Raw genomic sequence first — 21,875 nt, forward strand, 5'->3', positions numbered from 1 at the left:
ATTTGAATATCCGCCGGCAAAAAACATGACCCCCGCCGCACGGCATTCTGTAATCCCATGCCATACAGAACCCGAACATCCGCTAACGTTTTTCAGACGGCCTTTATGTTAAAATGCCCCCAAACCAACACAGGCCGTCTGAAACGGAGACCGCTATGCAAACCTTATCCCCCGACCTGCAAGCCCGTGCGGCGCAGATCAAGCTGCTGATTCTCGATGTCGACGGCGTATTGACCGACGGCCGCATCTTCATCCGCGACAACGGGGAAGAAATCAAATCGTTCAACACCTTGGACGGCCACGGGTTGAAAATGCTGCAAGCCGGCGGCGTGCAGACCGCCGTGATTACCGGCCGCGACGCACCGTCGGTGGGCGTGCGCATCCAACAGCTCGGCATACGCTACTATTTCAAAGGCATCAGCGACAAACGCGCGGCCTATGCCGAACTGCGCAAACAGGCGGACGTAGAAGAACACGAATGCGCATATGTCGGCGACGACGTGGTCGATTTGCCGGTCATGGTGCGCTGCGGCCTGCCGGTCGCCGTGCCCGATGCGCACTGGTTTACGCTGCAACACGCGGCTTACGTTACCCGCCGTCGCGGCGGACGCGGCGCGGTGCGCGAAGTGTGCGACCTGATTATGCGGGCGAAAGGCACGCTCGGCGCAGCTTTGAGCGAGTATGTCAAATGAAGCTGAGATGGCGCTACGGTATCGCGTTTCCGCTGATTTTATCCGTCGCCCTCGGCGGCCTCGCGGCATGGCTGGGGCGCATCAGCGAAATCCAAACGGAGGAAGTCCGCCTCAACCCCAACGAGCCGCAATATTCGATGAAAGGCATCAACGGCAAGCGTTTCGACGAGGCAGGCCGTCTGAAAGAAAACCTGAGTTCGTCCAAAGCATGGCAGATGCCGGGCAGCAACGACGTCCATTTTTCCAGCCCGCAACTGATATTCCGCAAAGAAGGCCGCCTGCTTTACCAAGTCAGAAGCGACGAAGCGGTCTACAATACCGAAAACAAACAGGTTGTGTTTGACAACAACGTCATTCTGACTAAAGAAGCCGATGCCGAACACCCTGCGGGCGTGTTCAAAACCAGCCGCCTGCATGTCGATACCGAAACGGAATTTGCCAAAACCGATGCGCCCGTAGCCTACGAATACGGCCAGTCGCACGGCACGGCCAACGGTATGACTTTCGACAATAAAAAAAGTCTGCTGAATTTCCCTTCCAGAGTGAAAGCCACGATTTATGATGCGAAAAACCTTTAAAACCGCCGCCCTTTCCCTGCTGCTGGCCAGCGCGCCCGCCTTCGCCCTGCAAAGCGACAGCAAGCAGCCCATCCAAATCGAAGCCGACCAAGGCTCGCTCGACCAAGCCAAACAAGTTACCCATTTCAGCGGCAACGTGATTATCAAACAAGGCACGCTCAACCTGCGCGCCGCCAACGTGCGCGTTTCGCGCAACGACAAAGGCGAACAGTTCATGGCCGCCGACGGCTCGCCCGTCAAATTCAGCCAGACGCTCGACGACAACCAGGGCGTCGTCAACGGCCAAGCCAACAACGCCGAATATTCCTCGGCCACCGGTATCGTCAAACTGACCGGCAACGCCAAAGTGCAGCGCGGCGGCGACGTCGCACAGGGCGCGGTAATCACCTACAACATGCGTACCGAGGTGTACAACATCATCGGCGGCGGCAAATCCTCCGCCAAGGCAGGCACCAAATCCGGCCGCGTCAGCGTCGTCATCCAGCCCTCCAGCACACAGAAAAAATAATGTAAAGGCCGTCTGAAACCCCGCCCGCAGGCTTTTCAGACGGCCCCGCACACCAGCAAACGATACACAGCAACCATCCCGAAGAGCCATATCATGACCGAAACCGCCAGCCGCCTTGTCGTTCAAAACCTTCAAAAAAGTTTCCGAAAACGCCAGGTCGTCAAAAACTTCTCACTCGAAATCGAAAGCGGCGAAGTCATCGGCCTGCTCGGCCCCAACGGCGCCGGCAAGACCACCAGTTTCTACATGATAGTCGGCCTGATTGCCGCCGACGCAGGCAGCGTGATGCTCGACGGCCAGGAATTGCGCCACCTGCCCATACACGAACGCGCCCGCTTGGGCGTCGGCTACCTGCCTCAAGAAGCCTCGATTTTCCGCAAAATGACGGTCGAGCAAAACATCCGCGCCATTCTGGAAATCAGCACCAAAGACAAAAACCGCATCGACAGCGAAGTGGAAAGGCTGCTGTCGGACCTCAACATCGAACGCCTGCGCCACAATCCCGCCCCGTCGTTATCGGGCGGCGAACGCCGCCGCGTCGAAATCGCCCGCGTACTGGCCATGCAGCCGCGCTTCATCCTCTTGGACGAACCCTTCGCCGGCGTCGACCCGATTGCCGTCATCGACATCCAGAAAATCATCGAGTTCCTCAAATCGCGCGGCATCGGCGTGCTGATTACCGACCACAACGTGCGCGAAACCCTCAGCATCTGCGACAGGGCTTACATCATCAGCGACGGCGCGGTCCTTGCCGCAGGCAAACCCGACGAACTGGTCAACAACGAACAAGTCCGCTCCGTTTACTTGGGCGAAAATTTCAAATATTGAACGGACAGGGCCGCCCGAAACAACGATTAACAAAGGGATACGGCATTTTCAGACGGCCTGCCGCAAATATTTGACCCAAAGCTCTAAAAGTTTTAACCTAGACACATCCGGTTCCGACTGCCGGATTAAAGGGAAGCAGCCGCATCAGAACAACACGGGCTGCCGCTAAACAGACAATAACAAAACGTACTTACAACATGACCCAAAACTTCAGCCTGAAACTCAAACAAACCCAGCAGCTCAACCAGCGCCTGCAACAGTCTTTGCGCATACTGCAAATGTCCGGCCTGGAAATCGAGCGCGAAGTGGAAGACTGGCTTCAGGACAATCCCCTGCTCGAACGCCACGAAACCGAAGAATTCACCGACGCGGATTTCAACAGCAAAATTTCGGCCGCCCTGCCGCGCAGCGGCCAGATAGGCGGCGACGATGCGGAAGACGCGTGGCTCAATATCGCTGCCGAAGAAGATTTCAACACCTACCTGCACAAACAAGTCTGCGAGCATCCGCTCACCGAAAAAGAAGCGGCGCACGTCCATATCCTCATCGACTTTCTCGACGAACAAGGTTACTTCACCGACAGCCTCGAAGACGTCATCGACAATACCCCGCTGGACTGGATGCTTGACGAAGACGACCTGCAAAACGCCCTCGACCTGCTGCAAACTTTCGACCCGCCCGGCGTTGCCGCCGCCAACCTGACCGAATCGCTGATGCTCCAGCTCATGCGCCTGCCCCCCTCGCCCGCGCGCCAACTCGCCGCCCACCTGATTCAAGACTCCCTCCACGAATTAGGCAAAAACCGCCAACAAAACATCGCCCGTTTCCGCAAATCATTTCCCGAAGCCTCGGTCGAAACCATTCAGACGGCCTTGGACATCATCGCCGCACTCAACCCCTATCCCGCCTACGGTTTCGCCTCCGCCGAACCGACGGCCTATGTCCAACCCGACGTATGGGTCAAAGAAACCGCATCCGGCTGGAAAGTCATCGGCAACGATGCCGCATGGCCGAAAATCCGCCTCAACAAAGAATACTGCGACCTGCTTCAGGAAGCCGGCAGCGGCGACGCGGCGTGGAAAGACAAACTCAACGAGGCCAGGCAGAAAATCGACATTCTGGAACTGCGCAAAAACACCGTTATCCGTCTGGCGGAGTACATCGTCGCCAAACAGGAAGACTTCTTCACTTTCGGAGAAATCGGCCTCACCCCCATGCTGCTGAAAGACGCCGCCGCCGAGCTGGACGTGGCCGAAAGCACCGTTTCGCGTGCCGCCAACCAGAAATATTTAGCTTGCCCGCGGGGTATATTTGCGTTACGCTATTTCTTCACACAGGCCGTCGGCACGGACAGCGACAACGAAGGCGTCAGCCAAGGCGCCATCAAAGCCGTCATCTCGCAACTCATCGACAACGAAAACAGCAGCAAACCGTATTCCGACGAAGCTCTGGTCCGCCTGCTCAAACAACAGGGCATCGACATCGCCCGCAGAACCGTAGCCAAATACAGAGAGTCGCTCGACATCCCCCCCGCGCACAAGCGCAAAACCGTCGGATAAGGATTTTTCCACACCTGCCCCACGGGCGGGCTTACACAACCGAAGGAGCTGTATTATGAATCTGAAAATTACCGGTCTGAATTTTGATGTTACCGCAGCAATCAAAAACCATGTTACCGAGAAATTAGAGCGCATCAGCCGCCATGCTTCCAACGTGATTTCCGTTGCCATTACCCTCTCGGTGGAAAAAGTGAACCATAAAGCCGAAGCCGACATCCATTTGGCCGGTAAAGACCTGCACGTCGAAGCCGTCGAAGCCGACATGTATGCCGCCGTCGACGTATTGATGGACAAAATTGACCGCGCCGTCCTGAAATACAAAGAAAAAAGCAACGACGTGCGCAATACGGTGAAACCCGCCGCCGAATAAACGGGAAACAAACAACGGCAGCAGTCTGCCAATAAGCCGGAGGCCGTCTGAAAACAGTTTCAGACGGCCTCCGGCTTATTATCGGTTGCATTATTTATTCGGAACCGGCCAACGCTCCGCTCAGCCACTCCGACACCGTCTTCTCGCCGGCCAGACGCAACAGCGTACCGAATGCCGCCGCATCATCGCGGATTTGCCGCACGTCCGCCCCCGCAACACCCAATTCGCAAGCATGACCGACCAGCCAATATTCGATTCTGTCCGCATCCGCCTCCAGATGGAACTGCAAACCCAGCACCTTGTCCCCCAGCGCGAACGCCTGTTCGCCGCACACATCGGTATAAGCAAGCCGCACCGCGCCGGCGGGCAGCACATAACGGTCGCCGTGCCAATGCAACACGGGTATGTTTTCCAAATGCCGCAGCGGCGAACGCCTGCCCGCCTCAGTCAAAGTCAGCGGGGAAAAACCGATTTCCTTCGTGGCCATCGGCACGACCTCCGCCCCCAGCATCCGCGCCATCAGTTGCGCACCGAGGCACACGCCCAATATCGGTTTGCCCGATGCCAGCCGCCGCCCGATACATTCGGCCTCCGCCGCAACAAAAGGATAAAGTGCGTCATCATACGCCCCGACCGGCCCGCCCAACACCACCAGCAAATCCGCGTCCTGCAAAGCGGCATCGGAAAAATCCGCCTCCGGCGCTTCGTAATAGGCCACCTTGTCGCCGCGGCGGGCGAACAAATCTGCCAAAACACCCAAATCCTCAAACGCCACATGGCGCACGACAGCAATCGCAGCCATACCTTCTCCTTTTCAGACGGCCTGCAACCATTCAAGCCGCATACAGAACAAAAATCGCCGGCCGCTTTTTCAAGTTCGGCATCTCTTTCAATTTGCGCCAATCGGCGACAGCCTTACTGATTATTGTCTGCGTCGGCAACGTCAAATCGCAGGCGACGCACAACCGCGTGGCCGGATGAAGCTGGCCGACCGCATCTGCCAGCAACGCATCGTTTCGGTATGGCGTTTCAATGAAAATCTGCGTTTCGCCGTGTTTGCGCGAATGTTGCTCCAACGCCTTCAAAGCCTGAATCCGCCCGTCTTTTTCAGACGGCAGATAGCCCTTGAACGCAAAACTCTGCCCGTTTGCCCCCGAAGCCATCAGCGCCAGCAGCAGGCTGGACGGCCCCACCAGCGGCCGCACCTCAAACCCGCGCGCGTGGGCCAGCGCCACCAGATTCGCCCCGGGGTCCGCCACCGCCGGACAACCCGCCTCGCTGACAATCCCCATGCTCCTGCCCTCCTGCAACGGCTTGAGCAAATCGGGCAGCGTCTTCAAATCGGTGTGTTCGTTCAACGTTTGCAGATTCAGTTCCCGTATCGGCGCGGTTACGCCCAAATGTTTCAGATGCAGGCGCGCGGTTTTCTCCGCCTCGACCACAAAATCAGTCAGCCCTGCAATCTGCACCTGCTCATGCGGCAGCAGGCAGGGGGTATCGGGCGCACCCAACGGGGTGGGTATCAAATAAAGTACCGGATTCATTCCATTTCCTCAAAGGCCGTCTGAAAACAGCCTTGCCATATCGTTCAGACGGCCTCACAAAATTTCAACGCCTTCGTTGCGCAGAAAATCAATCAGGCGGAATAACGGCAGACCGATTAGCGCGTTCGGATCGGTACTGTCTATCCGCGCCAGCAGCGCCGCACCCAGCCCTTCGCTTTTCGCCGCACCCGCGCAGTACACCGCATCCGGTTCGCGTTCGAGATAACGGCGGATATCCCCCTCGCCCAGCTCGCGCATGGTAACGACGGTTTTATCCGCATGGCGCTGCACCCGTCCCGTTGCAGTGTTCAAAAGCACGATTGCGCTGTAAAATTCGATAACCTTACCGCTGAGCTCGGCCAGCATTTGTTGTGCCGCCGCCACGTTCATTGGCTTGCCCAACTGCCTGCCGCCGCACCACGCGACTTGGTCGGCGCCGATGACCAGCGCCGCAGGAAACCGTCCCGCCAACGACCGCGCCTTGCCCTCGGCCAAACGCAGCGCAGTCTCCCGCGCACCCTCGCCCGCCAACGGCGTTTCGTCGAAATCCGGCGGGGCCGTCTGAAAGGCAATGCCCAGACGCTCAAGTTGCGCGCGGCGGAACACCGAACCCGACCCCAATACCAACGGTAGTTTTTCACTCATTTTTACTTAAAAATATTGACGTTAGACTGCCGAAATTATATCATGCCCAGTTTATGTCAGACCTTAATTTGATTGACCCGAAGGTTTTCGCCGAAGAAAAGCAGAAGCTGCAAGGCAGTTTCCGGCTCGGCGAATTGGACGAACGCGTCAGTTCGCACGACTATCCGGCCGACAGTCAAACCGAAATTTCGTTTACCCTGCAAGGCGGACGCGACTCTTTGCAGCGTTTGTTTTTGGAATTGACGGTCAAAGCCGACATGCCGCTCGTCTGCCAACGCTGCATCAAGCCGATGCCGTTCAAATTGGACGAAACCAGCCGCATCGTCCTGTTTGCTGACGACGAAAGCCTTGACGCGGCAATGCTTGCCGACGACGAGTTGGAAGGCATACTGACGGAAAAAGAGCTTGACGTGCGGGAACTGGTCGAAGACCAAATCCTGATGGCGCTGCCTTTCTCACCGCGCCACGAAGAATGCGGCAACGTCCCGTTGGCGCAAATCAATCAGGACAAACCCAATCCGTTCGCCGTACTGGCCGGTTTGAAGAAATAACCCCGTGCAGCTTTGGGCAACAGTTTTATTTATATTATCTAGGAGCTTGAAATGGCCGTTCAACAGAACAAAAAATCCCCTTCCAAACGCGGTATGCACCGTTCGCACGACGCACTGACTTCTCCCGCCCTGTCTGTCGACAGCACCACCGGCGAAGTACACCGCCCGCACCACATTTCGCCCAACGGCATGTACCGCGGCCGCAAAGTGGTTAAAGCAAAAGGCGAATAATTTATCCGACCGACAAAAAAGCCAGAAAATTGCCGGAAGTTTGCAATTAACTGGCTTTTTTGTGTTGCAGCCCACCTTTCAGACGGCCTCGGAATTCCGGCCGGCGAAACACGTTCTTCCGCCGGCCTCCGCACCGCCTGCCCCCCCCCAAAGCAAAACACAACAGCGGAACCGATATGAAACAGAAAATCTGGTACACCTACGACGACATCCACCGCGTTATCAAAAACCTGGCGGAAAAAATCCGGGCTGCGGGCATAAAATACGATGCCATGATTGCCATCGGCGGCGGCGGCTTCATCCCTGCGCGCATGTTGCGCTGTTTTCTTGAAATCCCGATTTACGCCGTAACCACGGCCTATTACGACAGCGACAACGAAGGCCAGGTTACCGAGGAAATCAAAAAAGTACAGTGGCTGGACCCCGTACCAGAGGTGCTGGAAGGTAAAAACGTTTTGGTCGTCGACGAAGTGGACGACAGCCGCGTTACAATGGAATTCTGTCTGAACGAGTTTTTGAAAGAGAAATTCAACACCGTCGGCGTAGCCGTCCTTCACGAGAAAATCAAGGCGAAGACCGGCAAAATCCCCGACGGCATCCCCTATTTCAGCGGCATTACCGTCGAAGACTTGTGGATAAATTATCCGTGGGACGCCGAAAACATCGACGAACACAACCGTTTGGCGGCAGAAAGCAAACGCTGATTCCCGTCCGCAGCCAACAGCGGCATTCCGCTGTTTCAGACGGCCTGTCAAATGTTTTCATGCCGTCCGGAAGCGGAATAATCTTTTGAAAAAAGCATTTCTGAAAACCGGAAATCGGGACTGAAAATACAGCCCCAAAATAGGAAAACGCACGTTCTATAGCAGGAATACGGAGACAAGCATGATTACATTGGCCGTAGATGCCATGGGCGGCGATTCGGGTTTGGCAGTTACCGCTCCCGGAGCCGCCGCATTCCTGAAACAGCAGCGGGATGTACGACTGATTATGGTCGGCGACGAAGCTGCCGTCCGCAAGGCGCTTGCCGAGGCCGGCGCGCCGATGGAGCGTATCACCATCCAACACGCAACTCAGGTGGTGGAAATGGATGAAGCCCCCCAATCCGCCCTGAAAAACAAAAAAGATTCATCCATGCGCATCGCCATCAACCAAGTCAAAGAAGGCAACGCGCAAGCCGCTGTTTCCGCCGGCAACACCGGCGCGCTGATGGCCACCGCCCGCTTCGTACTGAAAACCATGGCCGGTATCGAACGCCCTGCCATAGCCAAATTCATTCCTTCCGCGGGCAACCACATGACGCTGGTGCTCGACTTAGGTGCGAACGTGGATTGCAATGCCGACCAACTGACGCAGTTCGCCGTCATCGGCAGCGAGCTTTTTCAGGCACTCTATCCCGAAAAAGGCCGTCCGCGCGTCGGGTTGTTGAACGTCGGCACGGAAGACATCAAAGGCACGGACACGGCCAAACAGACATTCAAACTGCTGCGGGGCAGCAAACTGAATTTCGTCGGCAACGTGGAAGGCAACAGCGTTTTTACCGGCGAAGTGGATGTGGTTGTCGCCGACGGCTTTGTCGGTAACATTATGTTGAAAACCATCGAGGGCGCGGTTAAATTCATGGGCAGCGCCATCAGGGAAGAATTTCAGCGCACCCTGTTCAACAAACTGGCCGCCGTCGCCGCCATCCCCGCCTTGAAAGGCATGAAAAACAAACTCGACCCGCGCAAATTCAACGGTGCGATTTTCCTCGGCCTGCGCGGCGTCGTCATTAAAAGCCACGGCGGCACCGACCAAACCGGCTTTATGTACGCGCTGGAAGAAGCCTGCCACGAAGCGCGCGCCGCCAGTTTATCGAAAATCGAGCAAGGCGTGGCCGTTCAGCTTGCCGCTTTGGACGAAGCACGCGCCCAAGAAGCCGCCGAAGGCGAAACGGCAAACGAAACCCAATAAAGCCAATATCAAATTCCGCATCCCCAGTGAGGCCGTCTGAAAATCCCTTCGCTGTTTTTTCAGACGGCCTCTCCGCTTATCCAAACATATCCGACTGGCCTTTTCCCGAAACATTTGTTTCACTTTGCAAAACTGCGTTTTCCATTGGGAAACATACCCGTTTTCGCTTACAATAGCCGGCATTCCAATTTAAACAAAATCTCAGAGGCTACACATGCAATATGCCAAAATTCTCGGAACAGGCAGCTACCTTCCCGCCAACCGCATCAGCAACGACGACTTGGCGCAAAAAGTGGACACATCCGACGAATGGATAACCACACGCACCGGTATCAAGTTCCGCCATATTGCAGACGAAAACGAAAAAACCAGTGATCTGGCTGCAGAATCCGCCCGCCGCGCACTGGCCGCCGCAGGCATCTCGGCAGACGAAATCGACCTGATTATCGTCGCCACCGCCACACCCGATATGCAGTTCCCCTCCACCGCCACCATCGTACAACACAAACTCGGCATGACCAACGGCTGTCCCGCGTTCGACGTACAGGCCGTATGCGCAGGATTTATGTACGCCCTCAACACTGCCGATGCCTATGTCAAAAGCGGCATGGCAAAGAAAGTTTTGGTTATCGGCGCAGAAACGTTCAGCCGCATTCTCGACTGGAGCGACCGGACGACCTGCGTGCTGTTCGGCGACGGCGCCGGAGCGGTGGTACTGGGCGCAGCCGACGAACCCGGCATCATTCACGGCAAATTGCAGGCGGACGGCAACTATCTCGACCTGCTCAATGTTCCCGGCCAAATTGCCAACGGCCAAATCTGCGGTACGCCGTACATTAAAATGGACGGTCCGGGCGTTTTCAAATTCGCCGTCAAAATGCTGGCCAAAGTGGCGGAAGAAGTGATTCAGGAAGCAGGCATGACGCCCGACCAAGTCGATTGGCTCGTTCCACATCAGGCCAACAAACGCATCATCGAATCCACGGCCAAACACTTGGGCTTGGGCATGGAAAAAGTCATACTGACCGTACAGGACCACGGCAACACTTCCGCCGCCTCCATCCCGCTGGCTTTGGACGCCGGTATCCAAAGCGGGCAAATCCAACGCGGCCACAACCTGCTGCTTGAAGGTATAGGCGGCGGCTTCGCATGGGGCGCGGTGTTGCTGAAATACTGACCGGAAACACCCGAAAGGCCGTCTGAAAAAAGTGGAAAACCGACATTCCGCTTTTTTCAGACGGCCTTTGCATATTTTCATTAACAATGGTTATGATAAGTTGGTATAATTTACGAAATTTACCATATTGCCGCTAATCCGTTTTTCCATCCGCATGGGCGATTTAACAAAAATACGGACGGCGGAATCCATAACAATCAACTTATCATAACAACAATGGAACAAAAAAAATATTACGGGACCATCGTTCACTGGTTTAACGATTTGCACCGCGGCTCCATCCTCCCCGATGATTCGGCGCAACGGATTTTCGCCGACGGACAATCGCTCACCGCAGACTACCTCTCACCGAAATCGGGCGACCGTGTCGGCTTTTATCTGGATGCCGGCGAAAAGCAGCCCGTCGCACACGATGTCTCCCCCGTCCCCGATTATCATCCTGACGAAAAAACCGTCATTACGTTGGAAGAATGGGACTTCCAGCAAAACGGCGGTTACGGCAGCAGCAAAAAAAACAAAGGCCGCCCCGTATTCGTCTTGGGTCAGTTTCTCACCGACCAAACCCGCGTGCCCGAAATCGGCGAACTCCTGGAAGGCCGCCTGTGCCAGCACAGCAACGGCCAATGGTTGCTGAAAGAAGCCGTCATCCTAGAACAAACGGTTCCCGCAAAGAAAGAACCTTCCCCGCGCGTCCGGCCGGTTGCGGCAGATTTGCCGAAAGGAAGCATCCCATTGCCTCCGACCGCGCCGACGGAAGAAACCGTCCACAAAGCCCAAACGCAGGCAACGACCGAAAACCTGCCGGTCAACCGCATCATAAAAGGTTCTATTATCAGTTGGGATGACGCAAAAGGTTACGGCTTCATCAACTACGGCAGCAAAACCCACAATATCTTCTTCCACATCAGCGCCTTCCACTATACCAACCGCCGCCCGAAAACCGGCCAGGCCGTCAGCTTTTACTGCCATCCCGCCAACGGCTGCGGCAAGCAAAAAGCAGCGCGCGTGGTGTTGCGCGGCGACGAAGCAAGGCTGTCAGACGACCGTCCGCAGCAATCCCTGCCAATCAATATCATCAATCTGCTGGGCGGAATCGTCGCCTCCGCCGCTTATTTGGGCGCGGTCTCCTTGTTGTCGAGGAAACTTGCCGCCGTGTATCTGCTTGTATCCGCCGCAACCTTTTGGTATTACCGCGAAGACAAACGGATTGCATTGAAAAAAAACAATAAAAAAGACAGCGGCTACCTCGGCCGCATTCCCGAAAACCTGTTGCACAAACTCGGTTTGTTCGGCGGCTGGCCTGGCGCGCTGATTGCCCGCAACGCATTGAACCACAAAACCAGCAAAGTTCCTTTCGTGCGCAAATTCTGGCTGACTGCCGCCGTCAATATTGCCATTACCTACGCTCTGCTGATACATTATGCCGACAAACCGTTTATTTCCCTCTTACGAAACTAAGGAATCCCATGTCTTTTGCATTTTTCTTTCCCGGACAAGGTTCGCAAAGCCTCGGCATGATGAGCGGCTTTGACGGCCGAACCGTCGTTAAAGCCACCTTCGACGAAGCAGCCGGCATTCTCGGCCAAGACCTGTGGGCCATGATTAACGGCAGCGACGCCGACATCATCGGCCAAACCGTCAACACCCAACCCATCATGCTGGCCGCCGGCGTAGCGACTTACCGCGCCTATCTGGAGGCAGGCGGCAAAACACCCGCCGCCGTCGCCGGACACAGCTTGGGCGAATATACCGCCCTTGTTGCCGCCGATGCCCTGTCGTTTGCCGATGCCGTCAGACTCGTCCGCCTGCGTGCCGAACTGATGCAGGCGGCCGTTCCGCAGGGTGCGGGCGCGATGGCTGCCGTGCTGGGGCTGGAAGACGAGCAAGTCAAAGCCCTTTGTGCCGCAGCCGCACAGGGTGAAGTGGTAGAAGCAGTGAATTTCAACTCCCCCGGACAAGTGGTGATTGCCGGCCACGCCGCTGCCGTCGAACGTGCCATAAATGCCGCCAAGGAAGCGGGTGCCAAGCGCGCCTTGCCGCTGCCCGTGTCCGTGCCCTCGCATTGCAGCCTGATGAAACCGGCCGCCGAGAAACTGGCCGAGGCGCTGCAAAGCGTGAAAATCGACCGCCCGAAAATCCGCGTCATCCATAATGCCGACGTCGCATCCTACGACGACGCCGAGAAAATCAAAGATACCTTAGTCCGCCAGCTCTACAGCCCCGTGCGCTGGACGGAAACCGTCAACGCGCTGGTTTCAGACGGCCTCACCGAATCCGCCGAATGCGGCCCGGGCAAGGTGCTGGCAGGTTTGGCCAAACGCATCAACAAAGAAGCGGTCTGCACCGCGTTAACCAATATCGAGCAGGTAACGGCCTTCGTCGAAACGCATTGATATTGTCTGAAATATAAGATTCGTACGACGCGCTCCGCCGCCGATATGCAAACAAAAACCGCAGGACACCGTTTTTTAAAGCCTGCGGTTTTTGTTTGCGCCGCCATCGTACAAAATAAAAATGATTTGCCGTCCCAAGCCCTCATTGCTTTACAGGCAGCCAATTATCCGCTGAATCCTTCTTTTCCAAACTCGGCAGGCCGTCTGAAATACAGGGTTCCCCGGCCGGAATCACCGCCTTTTGCAAAGAGTATCATTAATTTCGTCACGATAATCCTCATCCTGAGATATAATTTCAGACGGCCTCCGTCGTTGAGGCCGTCTGAAATTATACGGTTCGCCAATTAAGAAAGACCGACCGGCGCGGCCTTACCCCTAAACCGAAACGACCGCCAACCACTTCCCGCAGAATCCAAAGCCATGATAGAAAAACTGACCTTCGGCCTTTTTACCAAAGAAGATTCGCATAACTTCATGCGTCTGATGGACTACGTCCGTCCCTATAAGGCCCGCATTATCTGCGCCCTGCTCGCCATCTTCGGCGTTGCCGCCACTGAAAGCTATCTGGCCGCCTTTATCGCACCTTTGGTCAACCAAGGTTTCGCCGCGCCTTCCGCCCCGCCGGAACTCAATACCGCCGCCGGTATCGTCGCCACCCTGCAAAACTGGAAAGCGCAATTCACGCACATGATTTGGGGCACATCCAATAAGGTCTGGATTGTGCCGGTCTTTTTTATCATTTTGGTCATCATCCGCGGCATCTGCCGCTTCGTCAGCACCTATTTGCTGACATGGGTGTCCGTCATGGCCATCAGCCACGTCCGCCGCGACATGTTCAACAAAATGCTGCTGCTGTCCTCCAAATTCCATCAAGAAACGCCCCCCGGCACCGTGTTAATGAACTTGGTACATATGGCCGAACAGTCTATCAGCAACGCCAGCAACGTATTTATCGTCCTGACCCGCGACACTATGATCGTCATCGGACTGGTTTGCGTATTGCTCTATCTGAACTGGCAGCTCAGCCTGATTGTCGCCCTGATGTTTCCACTGCTGTCGTTACTGTCGCGCTACTACCGCAACCGCCTGAAAAGCATCATCGCCAGTTCGCAACTCAGTATCGGCACCATGAACAACGTCGTCAACGAGGTGCATCAGGGGCATCGCGTCGTCAAACTGTTCGGCGGCCAACGTCAGGCGGCCGAACGCTTCACCGCCGTCAACGACACCATCGTCCGCTTGGGTAAAAAAATCACCCAAGCCACCGCCGCCCGTTCCCCGTTCAGCGAATTAATCGCCTCGTTCGCGCTGGCCGTCGTCATATTCATCGCACTCTGGCAGAGCCAGAAAGGCTATACCACCATCGGCGAATTTATGGCCTTTATCGTTGCCATGCTGCAAATGCTCAGTCCCATCAAAAATCTGGCCAATATCAGCATCCCCATGCAGACCATGTTTTTAGCATCAGATGCCGTCTGCCAGTTTTTAGATACCGAACCCGAAAAAGATACCGGCACCCAAAACCTGCAAAACGTTTCAGGCCGTCTGAAATTCGAAAACATTGACGTACGCTACCGCGAAGACGGCAAAAAAGCCCTAGACGGATTCAACCTCGACATCCGCCAGGGCGAACGCGTCGCCTTGGTCGGCCGCTCCGGCAGCGGCAAATCCACCGTCGTCAACCTGCTGCCGCGCTTTGTGGAGCCGAGCGCAGGCGCAATCTATCTCGACGGCATCAACATCGCCGACGTCAGACTGACCGACTTGCGCGCGCAATTCGCCCTAGTCTCCCAAGACGTTTTCCTGTTTGACGACACCCTTTTGGCAAACGTGCGTTACAGCCGCCCCGAAGCCAGCGAAGAAGAAGTTTCAGCCGCCCTCAAAGCCGCCAATCTGCAAGACTTGGTCGAAAACTCGCCGCACGGCCTGCACCAACCCATAGGCGCAAACGGCAACCAGCTCTCCGGCGGACAGCGGCAGCGCGTCGCTATTGCCCGCGCCATCCTGAAAGATGCCCCCATCCTGCTCTTGGACGAAGCCACCAGCGCACTGGACAACGAATCCGAACGCCTCGTCCAACAAGCTCTCGAACGCCTGATGGAAAACCGCACCAGCATCATCGTCGCCCACCGCCTGACCACCGTCGAACAAGCCGACCGCATCATCGTCATGGACGACGGCCATATCGTCGAGCAAGGTTCGCACAGCGAACTGATGGCCCAAAACGGCTACTACGCCATGCTGCGCAACATGCCGAAAATCACAGGTTAGTTTTAAACATTATCTAATTTACATGAGAAAAATTAATTAATGTAAAATATTAAAATATGTTATCTCCCATAATATTTCTTTAAGGCAATCAAATCATGCGAGAAAACCCTTTGATTAGTATTGGTATCATCACTTTTAACAATTCAATTAGTGAAATCAAAAGATGTCTAGATTCTATATATAGCCAAACTTACGATATAGAACAGATTGAGATAATTATCAGAAATCAAGGAAGGTCAAGAGTATTACAAGAAATCGAAGCTCTTATCCAACAAAACAACTGGCAGAATATCAAAGCCTATCAAGGCGAAAATATAGGCTTTGGGAAAGGCCATAACGAATTATTCTCCAGAATTTCTCCTCAAAGTAAGGCATATATCTGTTTTAACCCAGACGGTTTTTGGCATGACGAAGCTCTAGATCGCCTAATTACAATGGCACATATAAATGATTGGAATGGTATATTTGAGTCAATTCAAGAGCCTATTATGCATCCAAAAGTTTTTGACGCTCATACAGGTGTTACCGCATGGTGTTCCGGAGCATGTCTGCTTATTCCTACAACAATCTACAAAATAATAAACGGTTATGATGAAGACTTTTTCCTTTATTGTGAAGATGTAGATTTATCTTGGCGAGTAAAAGCCTCCGGATTTAATTGTTATACATGTCCTGAATCATACTTTTTCCACTATGCAATGGAGCGACAATCTCGAGAGCAGGAGATATGGAAAGCCGCATCCTATCTTGCCCATAAATGGCGATCTGATAAATTTAAAAAAATCGCATTACAACAATGGTCAAAATACTGTGACGTCCCTGAGTCGGACTTGGAAAAAGATATAGCTGCTTTACAACAACATAGTTTTGAAGAAGTAAAGCGCGCAAACCCCGACTTCCACCATGGTCTTGTATTTTCTCAACAGATGTGGAGCTAAAAAATGAATAAATCATTATCTATAATTATCCGCACTATGCCTAGACGCGAGAAATTCCTTGACAAATGTTTGTTTATTTTAACAGGACAAACATATACATCTATTACGATTATTGTTGTATGCCAAAAACTAAAAGATACCGACTCTACTGAAAAAATTAAAAACATAATTCAAAAATGGAAACATTATTTCCAAGATATTCAATATTTCGAACATACCTCTAAAACAGATGCGCGTTCACATAGCCTAAACATAGGATTAGATGCAGTAAAAAGTAGATTTGTGGCATTCTTAGATGATGACGATAAAGTTTACCCCAGTCACTATGAAAACTTAATCAAGCCATTAGTAGATGATTGTGCGGCATGGTCATACAGCGATGTCATTCTCTCTAAATTTAATAACAATGATCAATTAATTGCAAGAGAAACTCCTTTTAAAAGAAACGGATATTCTTTTCTTGAACACATTAAGGCTAATTTCATTCCTATCCATTCATTCGTAATGAACTATGATAAGGTTAAAAGCATTGGTAAAATTAACGAAACCTTAGATAAACATGAGGATTACGATTTTTTATTACGTCTGGCGTTTAAACACGAACCTATTTATGTTCAAGGTTTCAGTGCCGAATACTGTACCCGTTCAGATGGTAGTAATACCATCCTTGCAGCCGGATTGACTAAAACAGAATTTCATAAAAGGTGTACTCAATGGGAAACATCTACTCGAAAATTAAATGAATTAAAAAGGGAACAATTTGGTTGGTGGATAGACGAATTGGAAGCACAACATCTCTCTGTTCCTTTTCATCCTAACTCATCCAGTTTTAATAATATCGATGCACAAACTCTTCTAAATAGAATCTATCATTCATATACATGGGAAATCATCCGTTTTATAAAAAAAATTAACTGGTTTATCCGCCGTCGACCTAAAAAACGGCGCTCAATACCTAGTTCTCCAGAACTAGCACAACAAGAATTAAATAAATTATTACTATCACCCTGTTGGTTATTAATGGCTCCTTTATATCTCATAGAAAGTCAAATCCGCTTTAGAAAAATAAAATCTACAAAATAGCCACCATTCTTATTGCTTAACAACTTAGAATTTAACGGCTGTTTATACCAAAGTTCACAACAAGCAACTCAACCAATAATATATGAGCAAGACAACAGAAAGTTACCCATGACAACCCAAACCCTTTTAATCGAACTCCTTACCGAAGAACTCCCCCCAAAAGCCCTGAATAATTTAGGCAACCACTTCGCCGCTTCTGTTACCGAAGGCTTGGAAAAAGCGCAACTGATTGACGGCACAGCCGAATTTACTGCCTACGCCTCGCCGCGCCGTTTGGCCGTTCAAATCAAAAATGTCAAAGCCGTGCAAGCCGATCAAAAAATCGTGAAAAAAGGCCCAGCCGTGGCCAATGCCATGAAAGACGGTGCGCCGACCAAGGCTTTAGAAGGTTTTGCACGCGGTGCGGGGGCGAAAATCGAAGACTTGACCATCGTCCACGACGGCAAGCAGGATGTGTACGCCTACGAATACGTCCAAACCGGCAAACCGTTGGGCGAACTTTTGGAAGACATTATCAATCAAGCCGTTAAGAAACTGCCGATTCCGAAAGTGATGCGTTGGGGCAGCAGCACGTTTACCTTCGTGCGCCCCGTTCACGGGCTGATTGTGCTGCATGGCGACGACATTGTGAACGTCAGCGTCTTGGGTCTGCAAAGCAGCAATCAAACCTTGGGACACCGCTTCCTGTCCAACGGCGAAATCACCATTGAAAACGCCGACAGCTACGCCGCACAAATGCGCGAGCAAGGCAAAGTCGTCGCTTCATTTGCCGAGCGCAAAGCTGCGATTCAGACGGCCTTAAACGAGCAGGCAGGCCGTCTGAAAGCGACCGTTGCCGCCGATGAAGCCCTGCTGGACGAAGTGACCGCGCTGGTCGAATACCCCGTTGTTTTGGAAGCCGGTTTTGAAGAGCATTTCCTCGCCGTGCCGCAAGAATGCCTGATTCTGACCATGCAGCAAAACCAAAAATACTTCCCGCTGCTCGACCAAAACGGCAAGCTGATGAACCGCTTCCTGCTGGTCTCCAACCTGCAAACCGAAGACCCGTCGCACATCATCCAAGGCAACGAACGCGTCTTACGCGCGCGCCTGTCTGATGCCGAGTTCTTCTACAAGCAAGACCAAAAAGCGACTTTGGAAAGCCGCCTGCCCAAGCTGGCAAACGTGGTTTATCACAACAAAATCGGCTCGCAAGCCGAACGCATCGAACGCCTGCAAAGCATTGCCGCCCACATCGCCAAGGCTTTAGGCGTGGACGCTGCCGCAGCCGAACGCGCCGCGCGTTTGGCGAAAGCCGACTTGGTTACCGAAATGGTCGGCGAGTTCCCCGAACTGCAAGGCACGATGGGCAAATACTACGCCCGTTTGGACGGCGAAACCGAAGAAATCGCCGAAGCCGTCGAACAGCACTATCAACCGCGTTTTGCCGGCGACAACCTTCCGAACGGCAAAGTTGCTACCGCCGTGGCGCTGGCCGACAAACTGGAAACCTTGGTCGGCATTTGGGGCATCGGCCTGATTCCGACCGGCGACAAAGACCCCTACGCCCTGCGCCGCGCCGCCTTGGGTATTTTGCGGATGCTAATGCAGTATGGTTTGGACGTAAACGAGCTGATTCAGACGACCTTCGACAGCTTCCCCAAAGGTTTGCTCAACGAAAAAACGCCGTCTGAAACCGCCGACTTCATGCAGGCGCGCCTTGCCGTGTTGTTGCAAAACGACTATCCGCAAGACATTGTTGCCGCCGTACTTGCCAAACAGCCGCGCCGTTTGGACGATTTGACCGCCAAACTGCAAGCTGTTACCGCGTTCAAGCAACTGCCCGAAGCCGCCGCGCTCGCCGCCGCCAACAAACGCGTGCAAAACCTGCTGAAAAAAGCCGATGCCGAGTTGGGCGAAGTCAATGAAAGCCTGCTGCAACAAGATGAAGAAAAAGCCCTGTACGCCGCCGCACAAGGCTTGCAGCCGAAAATTGCCGCCGCTGTTGCCGAAGGCAATTTTCAGACGGCCTTGTCCGAACTGGCTTCCGTCAAACCGCAAGTCGATGCCTTCTTCGACGGCGTGATGGTAATGGCGGAAGACCCCGCAGTGAAGCAAAACCGCCTGAACCTGCTGAACCGCTTGGCAGAGCAGATGAACGCGGTAGCGGATATTGCGGTATTGGGCGAGTGAGGCCGATTATTATCAAAAAGCATCCTGTAGTTAAATGCTTTATCCCGTTTTGACGCCGGAATTTATAAAATTCCCTGTCAAAACCTACGGCACGCATTTAACTACATGTCCCACAAATAATATTCCGACATAATCTGTTCACCCGACTATGAATTTTCCGCATTTAGTATTTTCATATGAGTAAAACCATCATACTGGCCGTTCCCTATATGTACGGGTTGGACAAGTGCATAGAGAAAAACCTGCGCTTCCACGGCTTCAATGTCATCAATCTCTGTTACGACGACAGGGACTCATACTATCCGCACATAGGCTGCCGTATTCTCGGTTTGTATCATAAACACATTAAAAAAGACGGCGATTATAAGAAAAAACTGAAATATTCCCGCTACCGCAAGCAGATAGCCGAAAAACTGGCTTCTTTGGAAGGCGGCAAAGCAGACTACGCCCTTTGCATCCGCGCCAATATTTATCCCAAAGAAATCATTTCCGCCATCCGCGAACACAGCAAAGTATGCGTCAACTACCAATGGGACGGTATCGACCGTTTCCCCGACATCATCGAATATCTGCCCTATTTTGACCGCTGCTGGGTGTTCAATAAAAACGATGTGGAGAAATACCCCCAACACCGTTTCAAAGCAACCACCAATTTCTATTTCGATTTTCCGATTGACGGAAACGGAAAAACGGAAGGCCTTTATTTTTTAGGCGGCTACGAAGCAGGCAGAGAACATCAAACCTCCGTTTTTCTCGATGAAGCACGCAGACTGGGGCTGCCTTTGGATTTCCACATCTACTGCAAAGACGACCGCGCAAGCAAAATTTTCGGCAACGACGGCATTACCTATTTAGACAGACAAAGCATCCTGAGCTTCGAGCAAAACCTGCAAAAGGTCAAAAACTGCCTGGCAGTCGTCGATTTTGTCCAATTTGAAAATTACGGTCTGTCTTTCCGCGTATTCGACGCCCTGTGTTTCGACAAAAAACTGATTACCACCAATCAGGCCGTAGCGGAATGCGACTTCTACCATCCCGACAACATCTTTATTTGGGACGGAGAAAACCCCGAAGGCTTGCAAGACTTTTTCAGACGGCCTTACCATCCGCTTCCTGAAGAAATAAAAGCCCGATACGCCTTCGGCAACTGGGTCCGCCGAATCCTCGACATATCAGACGAAGCATAAACAGATACCATGCCGACCGAACAAAAAACGATTATTCTGGGCATGCCCGCCGACAACCAAATCTACCGCGTCATCGAAGCCGCCTTGGATCATCACGGCTTCAACGTCGTCAGCGTCGTCATGGACAACCTGAATTTCCGCTATCCCTCCCTTTCCTGCCGTCTGAAAATCAAATTCAGGCAACTGGTGCTGCGGGACAAGAATGCCAAAAAAGACTTTAAATCCGCCCAATTAATCCGAGACGTCGAAAACAAACTGGCAGCGTACGGCAAGGCGGATTACGCCCTGTTTATCCGCGGCGACATCTACTCGCCTGAGTTTCTGGATATGATTAAACGCCATACCCGTCATGGCAATATGGTCAACTACCAATGGGACGGCATCGACCGTTTCCCCGCCATTTGGGATTGCGCCGACCGGTTCGACCGTATTTACGTTTTTGATCCCGCCGATATGCGAAATCCGAAACATCCTTTCCTGCCGACCACCAACTTCTATTTCGATCACGACGTCAACCTGCCCGAAAACCCGCCCAACGATTTCTATTTCATCGGCTGGCATATGCCCGACCGCGCCCCGATTATTTCCGCGTTCGGCAAAGCGGCCGAAACGCTGGGCTGGAAGCTCGACTTCAATATCGGCTGTCTGAATACCGACGTCGATACCCTCCGCCGTTTTTATCCTACGGAAAACATCAAAATCTTCATCGGCGTCAGAAGTTTCGTAGACAACCTCGAAGCCGCCAAACAGGCAAAAATCCTGATAGATTTCAAAACGCCCGTTCACAACGGCCTCTCGTTCCGCCCCTTCGAAGCCCTCGGCTACCGCAAAAAACTGATTACCACCAACGCCGAAATCAAAAAATACGATTTCTACCACCCCGACAATATCTTCGTTTGGGACGGTAAAAGTTTGGACGGTTTGGCAGAATTTGTCGCCAAACCCTATCGCGAGCTGCCGCCTGAAATCTACCAAAAATACAGCTTCGGCAACTGGTTGCGCTATATTCTGGACATACCGCCCCATCAAAAAATCACCCTGCCCGAATAAACGGAGAGGCCGTCTGAAATTTGCCGATATAGCAGATTGAAATAGGTAATTCCAGCACCGTCATTCCCGCCTGCGCGGGAATGACAATACGGAGGCTTCTTATTTTGTTTCAGACGGCCTCAAAAATTAGATTCATCACACTATT

22 protein-coding genes are annotated in these 21,875 nt (G+C 53.0%); 19 read left to right on the forward strand and 3 right to left on the reverse strand.

The window, feature by feature from the left end; all coding sequences use genetic code 11:
- Window positions 1-113 precede the first annotated feature (113 nt).
- The 6 genes from kdsC to hpf all read left to right on the forward strand — a co-directional run bounded on the left by kdsC (window position 114) and on the right by hpf (window position 4,535).
- Window positions 114-692: a 3-deoxy-manno-octulosonate-8-phosphatase KdsC gene (kdsC, locus tag ACI43T_RS00560; protein WP_377080112.1), complete on the forward strand. Its 579-nt coding sequence runs from the start codon at window positions 114-116 to the stop codon at window positions 690-692.
- The gene (gene lptC, locus ACI43T_RS00565) at window positions 689-1,270 is read left to right on the forward strand and encodes an LPS export ABC transporter periplasmic protein LptC (RefSeq protein WP_308024663.1); all 582 of its coding nucleotides are present in this window, start codon (window positions 689-691) and stop codon (window positions 1,268-1,270) included. Before kdsC ends, lptC begins: the two co-directional genes overlap by 4 nt.
- Window positions 1,251-1,778: a lipopolysaccharide transport periplasmic protein LptA gene (gene lptA / locus ACI43T_RS00570; protein ID WP_039850833.1), complete on the forward strand. Its 528-nt coding sequence runs from the start codon at window positions 1,251-1,253 to the stop codon at window positions 1,776-1,778. The genes lptC and lptA overlap by 20 nt, the downstream gene beginning before the upstream one ends.
- A gap of 93 nt (window positions 1,779-1,871) precedes the next feature.
- A complete protein-coding gene (gene lptB / locus ACI43T_RS00575; RefSeq protein WP_009174241.1) occupies window positions 1,872-2,606 on the forward strand; it encodes an LPS export ABC transporter ATP-binding protein in 735 nt (244 codons plus the stop codon).
- 197 nt (window positions 2,607-2,803) lie between these two features.
- Window positions 2,804-4,165, forward strand: a complete 1,362-nt coding sequence (gene rpoN, locus ACI43T_RS00580; protein ID WP_297954721.1) for an RNA polymerase factor sigma-54 — start codon at window positions 2,804-2,806, stop codon at window positions 4,163-4,165.
- Between the two features lie 55 nt (window positions 4,166-4,220).
- On the forward strand, window positions 4,221-4,535 hold the full coding sequence (gene hpf / locus ACI43T_RS00585; RefSeq protein WP_009174243.1) for a ribosome hibernation-promoting factor, HPF/YfiA family: 315 nt from the start codon (window positions 4,221-4,223) through the stop codon (window positions 4,533-4,535).
- A gap of 94 nt (window positions 4,536-4,629) precedes the next feature.
- Here hpf and ACI43T_RS00590 read toward each other — a convergent pair whose 3' ends face one another.
- From ACI43T_RS00590 to ACI43T_RS00600, 3 genes are read right to left on the reverse strand one after another with little or no spacing between them, the layout of a single operon-like run.
- On the reverse strand, window positions 4,630-5,337 hold the full coding sequence (locus ACI43T_RS00590; RefSeq protein ID WP_405385242.1) for a glutamine amidotransferase: 708 nt from the start codon (window positions 5,335-5,337) through the stop codon (window positions 4,630-4,632).
- Window positions 5,338-5,368: 31 nt separating this feature from the next.
- Window positions 5,369-6,079 carry an SAM-dependent methyltransferase gene (locus ACI43T_RS00595; RefSeq protein ID WP_405385243.1) on the reverse strand — a complete coding sequence of 237 codons (711 nt, stop codon included), beginning with the start codon at window positions 6,077-6,079 and terminating at the stop codon, window positions 5,369-5,371.
- 54 nt (window positions 6,080-6,133) lie between these two features.
- Entirely contained in the window at window positions 6,134-6,724 is a 591-nt protein-coding gene (locus ACI43T_RS00600; RefSeq protein ID WP_405385244.1) for a Maf family protein, read from the reverse strand.
- Between the two features lie 53 nt (window positions 6,725-6,777).
- Between ACI43T_RS00600 and ACI43T_RS00605 the strand changes: the two genes are divergently transcribed.
- The 13 genes from ACI43T_RS00605 to ACI43T_RS00665 all read left to right on the forward strand — a co-directional run bounded on the left by ACI43T_RS00605 (window position 6,778) and on the right by ACI43T_RS00665 (window position 21,730).
- Window positions 6,778-7,275 (forward strand): YceD family protein, encoded by a 498-nt coding sequence (locus ACI43T_RS00605; protein WP_009174247.1) that lies wholly within the window; start codon window positions 6,778-6,780, stop codon window positions 7,273-7,275.
- A 51-nt stretch (window positions 7,276-7,326) separates the two neighbouring features.
- The gene (gene rpmF / locus ACI43T_RS00610) at window positions 7,327-7,506 is read left to right on the forward strand and encodes a 50S ribosomal protein L32 (protein ID WP_009174248.1); all 180 of its coding nucleotides are present in this window, start codon (window positions 7,327-7,329) and stop codon (window positions 7,504-7,506) included.
- Between the two features lie 176 nt (window positions 7,507-7,682).
- A complete protein-coding gene (locus tag ACI43T_RS00615; protein ID WP_293278009.1) occupies window positions 7,683-8,210 on the forward strand; it encodes a phosphoribosyltransferase in 528 nt (175 codons plus the stop codon).
- A 181-nt stretch (window positions 8,211-8,391) separates the two neighbouring features.
- Window positions 8,392-9,459, forward strand: coding sequence for a phosphate acyltransferase PlsX (gene plsX, locus ACI43T_RS00620; RefSeq protein ID WP_009174250.1), 1,068 nt, complete (start codon window positions 8,392-8,394; stop codon window positions 9,457-9,459).
- A gap of 214 nt (window positions 9,460-9,673) precedes the next feature.
- Window positions 9,674-10,636, forward strand: coding sequence for a beta-ketoacyl-ACP synthase III (locus ACI43T_RS00625; RefSeq protein WP_405385245.1), 963 nt, complete (start codon window positions 9,674-9,676; stop codon window positions 10,634-10,636).
- 216 nt (window positions 10,637-10,852) lie between these two features.
- Window positions 10,853-12,094 carry a DUF1294 domain-containing protein gene (locus tag ACI43T_RS00630; RefSeq protein WP_377080130.1) on the forward strand — a complete coding sequence of 414 codons (1,242 nt, stop codon included), beginning with the start codon at window positions 10,853-10,855 and terminating at the stop codon, window positions 12,092-12,094.
- An 8-nt stretch (window positions 12,095-12,102) separates the two neighbouring features.
- Window positions 12,103-13,029: an ACP S-malonyltransferase gene (fabD, locus tag ACI43T_RS00635; protein WP_377080132.1), complete on the forward strand. Its 927-nt coding sequence runs from the start codon at window positions 12,103-12,105 to the stop codon at window positions 13,027-13,029.
- Window positions 13,030-13,449: 420 nt separating this feature from the next.
- Window positions 13,450-15,300 carry a lipid A export permease/ATP-binding protein MsbA gene (msbA, locus tag ACI43T_RS00640; protein WP_377080136.1) on the forward strand — a complete coding sequence of 617 codons (1,851 nt, stop codon included), beginning with the start codon at window positions 13,450-13,452 and terminating at the stop codon, window positions 15,298-15,300.
- A gap of 95 nt (window positions 15,301-15,395) precedes the next feature.
- Complete coding sequence (locus ACI43T_RS00645; protein ID WP_377080138.1) at window positions 15,396-16,238, forward strand: glycosyltransferase; 843 nt, start codon at window positions 15,396-15,398, stop codon at window positions 16,236-16,238.
- Window positions 16,239-16,241: 3 nt separating this feature from the next.
- Window positions 16,242-17,321 carry a glycosyltransferase family 2 protein gene (locus ACI43T_RS00650; RefSeq protein WP_377080140.1) on the forward strand — a complete coding sequence of 360 codons (1,080 nt, stop codon included), beginning with the start codon at window positions 16,242-16,244 and terminating at the stop codon, window positions 17,319-17,321.
- 108 nt (window positions 17,322-17,429) lie between these two features.
- Entirely contained in the window at window positions 17,430-19,493 is a 2,064-nt protein-coding gene (glyS, locus tag ACI43T_RS00655; RefSeq protein WP_405385246.1) for a glycine--tRNA ligase subunit beta, read from the forward strand.
- A 176-nt stretch (window positions 19,494-19,669) separates the two neighbouring features.
- Complete coding sequence (locus tag ACI43T_RS00660) at window positions 19,670-20,680, forward strand: hypothetical protein (protein ID WP_405385247.1); 1,011 nt, start codon at window positions 19,670-19,672, stop codon at window positions 20,678-20,680.
- A 9-nt stretch (window positions 20,681-20,689) separates the two neighbouring features.
- On the forward strand, window positions 20,690-21,730 hold the full coding sequence (locus tag ACI43T_RS00665; RefSeq protein ID WP_405385248.1) for a hypothetical protein: 1,041 nt from the start codon (window positions 20,690-20,692) through the stop codon (window positions 21,728-21,730).
- The last annotated feature ends 145 nt before the right edge of the window (window positions 21,731-21,875 follow it).

This window comes from Neisseria oralis, from assembly GCF_045062685.1.
In the GTDB taxonomy this organism is placed as follows: domain Bacteria; phylum Pseudomonadota; class Gammaproteobacteria; order Burkholderiales; family Neisseriaceae; genus Neisseria; species Neisseria oralis.

What these genes read in the sequence shown, in the direction of transcription:
- kdsC (WP_377080112.1), top strand. Translation starts at nt 114, where the DNA reads ATGCCCCCAAACCAACACAGGCCGTCTGAAACGGAGACCGCTATGCAA.
- lptC (WP_308024663.1), top strand. Translation starts at nt 689, where the DNA reads ATGAAGCTGAGATGGCGCTACGGTATCGCGTTTCCGCTGATTTTATCC.
- lptA (WP_039850833.1), top strand. Translation starts at nt 1,251, where the DNA reads ATGATGCGAAAAACCTTTAAAACCGCCGCCCTTTCCCTGCTGCTGGCC.
- lptB (WP_009174241.1), top strand. Translation starts at nt 1,872, where the DNA reads ATGACCGAAACCGCCAGCCGCCTTGTCGTTCAAAACCTTCAAAAAAGT.
- rpoN (WP_297954721.1), top strand. Translation starts at nt 2,804, where the DNA reads ATGACCCAAAACTTCAGCCTGAAACTCAAACAAACCCAGCAGCTCAAC.
- hpf (WP_009174243.1), top strand. Translation starts at nt 4,221, where the DNA reads ATGAATCTGAAAATTACCGGTCTGAATTTTGATGTTACCGCAGCAATC.
- ACI43T_RS00590 (WP_405385242.1), bottom strand. Translation starts at nt 5,337, where the DNA reads ATGGCTGCGATTGCTGTCGTGCGCCATGTGGCGTTTGAGGATTTGGGT.
- ACI43T_RS00595 (WP_405385243.1), bottom strand. Translation starts at nt 6,079, where the DNA reads ATGAATCCGGTACTTTATTTGATACCCACCCCGTTGGGTGCGCCCGAT.
- ACI43T_RS00600 (WP_405385244.1), bottom strand. Translation starts at nt 6,724, where the DNA reads ATGAGTGAAAAACTACCGTTGGTATTGGGGTCGGGTTCGGTGTTCCGC.
- ACI43T_RS00605 (WP_009174247.1), top strand. Translation starts at nt 6,778, where the DNA reads ATGTCAGACCTTAATTTGATTGACCCGAAGGTTTTCGCCGAAGAAAAG.
- rpmF (WP_009174248.1), top strand. Translation starts at nt 7,327, where the DNA reads ATGGCCGTTCAACAGAACAAAAAATCCCCTTCCAAACGCGGTATGCAC.
- ACI43T_RS00615 (WP_293278009.1), top strand. Translation starts at nt 7,683, where the DNA reads ATGAAACAGAAAATCTGGTACACCTACGACGACATCCACCGCGTTATC.
- plsX (WP_009174250.1), top strand. Translation starts at nt 8,392, where the DNA reads ATGATTACATTGGCCGTAGATGCCATGGGCGGCGATTCGGGTTTGGCA.
- ACI43T_RS00625 (WP_405385245.1), top strand. Translation starts at nt 9,674, where the DNA reads ATGCAATATGCCAAAATTCTCGGAACAGGCAGCTACCTTCCCGCCAAC.
- ACI43T_RS00630 (WP_377080130.1), top strand. Translation starts at nt 10,853, where the DNA reads ATGGAACAAAAAAAATATTACGGGACCATCGTTCACTGGTTTAACGAT.
- fabD (WP_377080132.1), top strand. Translation starts at nt 12,103, where the DNA reads ATGTCTTTTGCATTTTTCTTTCCCGGACAAGGTTCGCAAAGCCTCGGC.
- msbA (WP_377080136.1), top strand. Translation starts at nt 13,450, where the DNA reads ATGATAGAAAAACTGACCTTCGGCCTTTTTACCAAAGAAGATTCGCAT.
- ACI43T_RS00645 (WP_377080138.1), top strand. Translation starts at nt 15,396, where the DNA reads ATGCGAGAAAACCCTTTGATTAGTATTGGTATCATCACTTTTAACAAT.
- ACI43T_RS00650 (WP_377080140.1), top strand. Translation starts at nt 16,242, where the DNA reads ATGAATAAATCATTATCTATAATTATCCGCACTATGCCTAGACGCGAG.
- glyS (WP_405385246.1), top strand. Translation starts at nt 17,430, where the DNA reads ATGACAACCCAAACCCTTTTAATCGAACTCCTTACCGAAGAACTCCCC.
- ACI43T_RS00660 (WP_405385247.1), top strand. Translation starts at nt 19,670, where the DNA reads ATGAGTAAAACCATCATACTGGCCGTTCCCTATATGTACGGGTTGGAC.
- ACI43T_RS00665 (WP_405385248.1), top strand. Translation starts at nt 20,690, where the DNA reads ATGCCGACCGAACAAAAAACGATTATTCTGGGCATGCCCGCCGACAAC.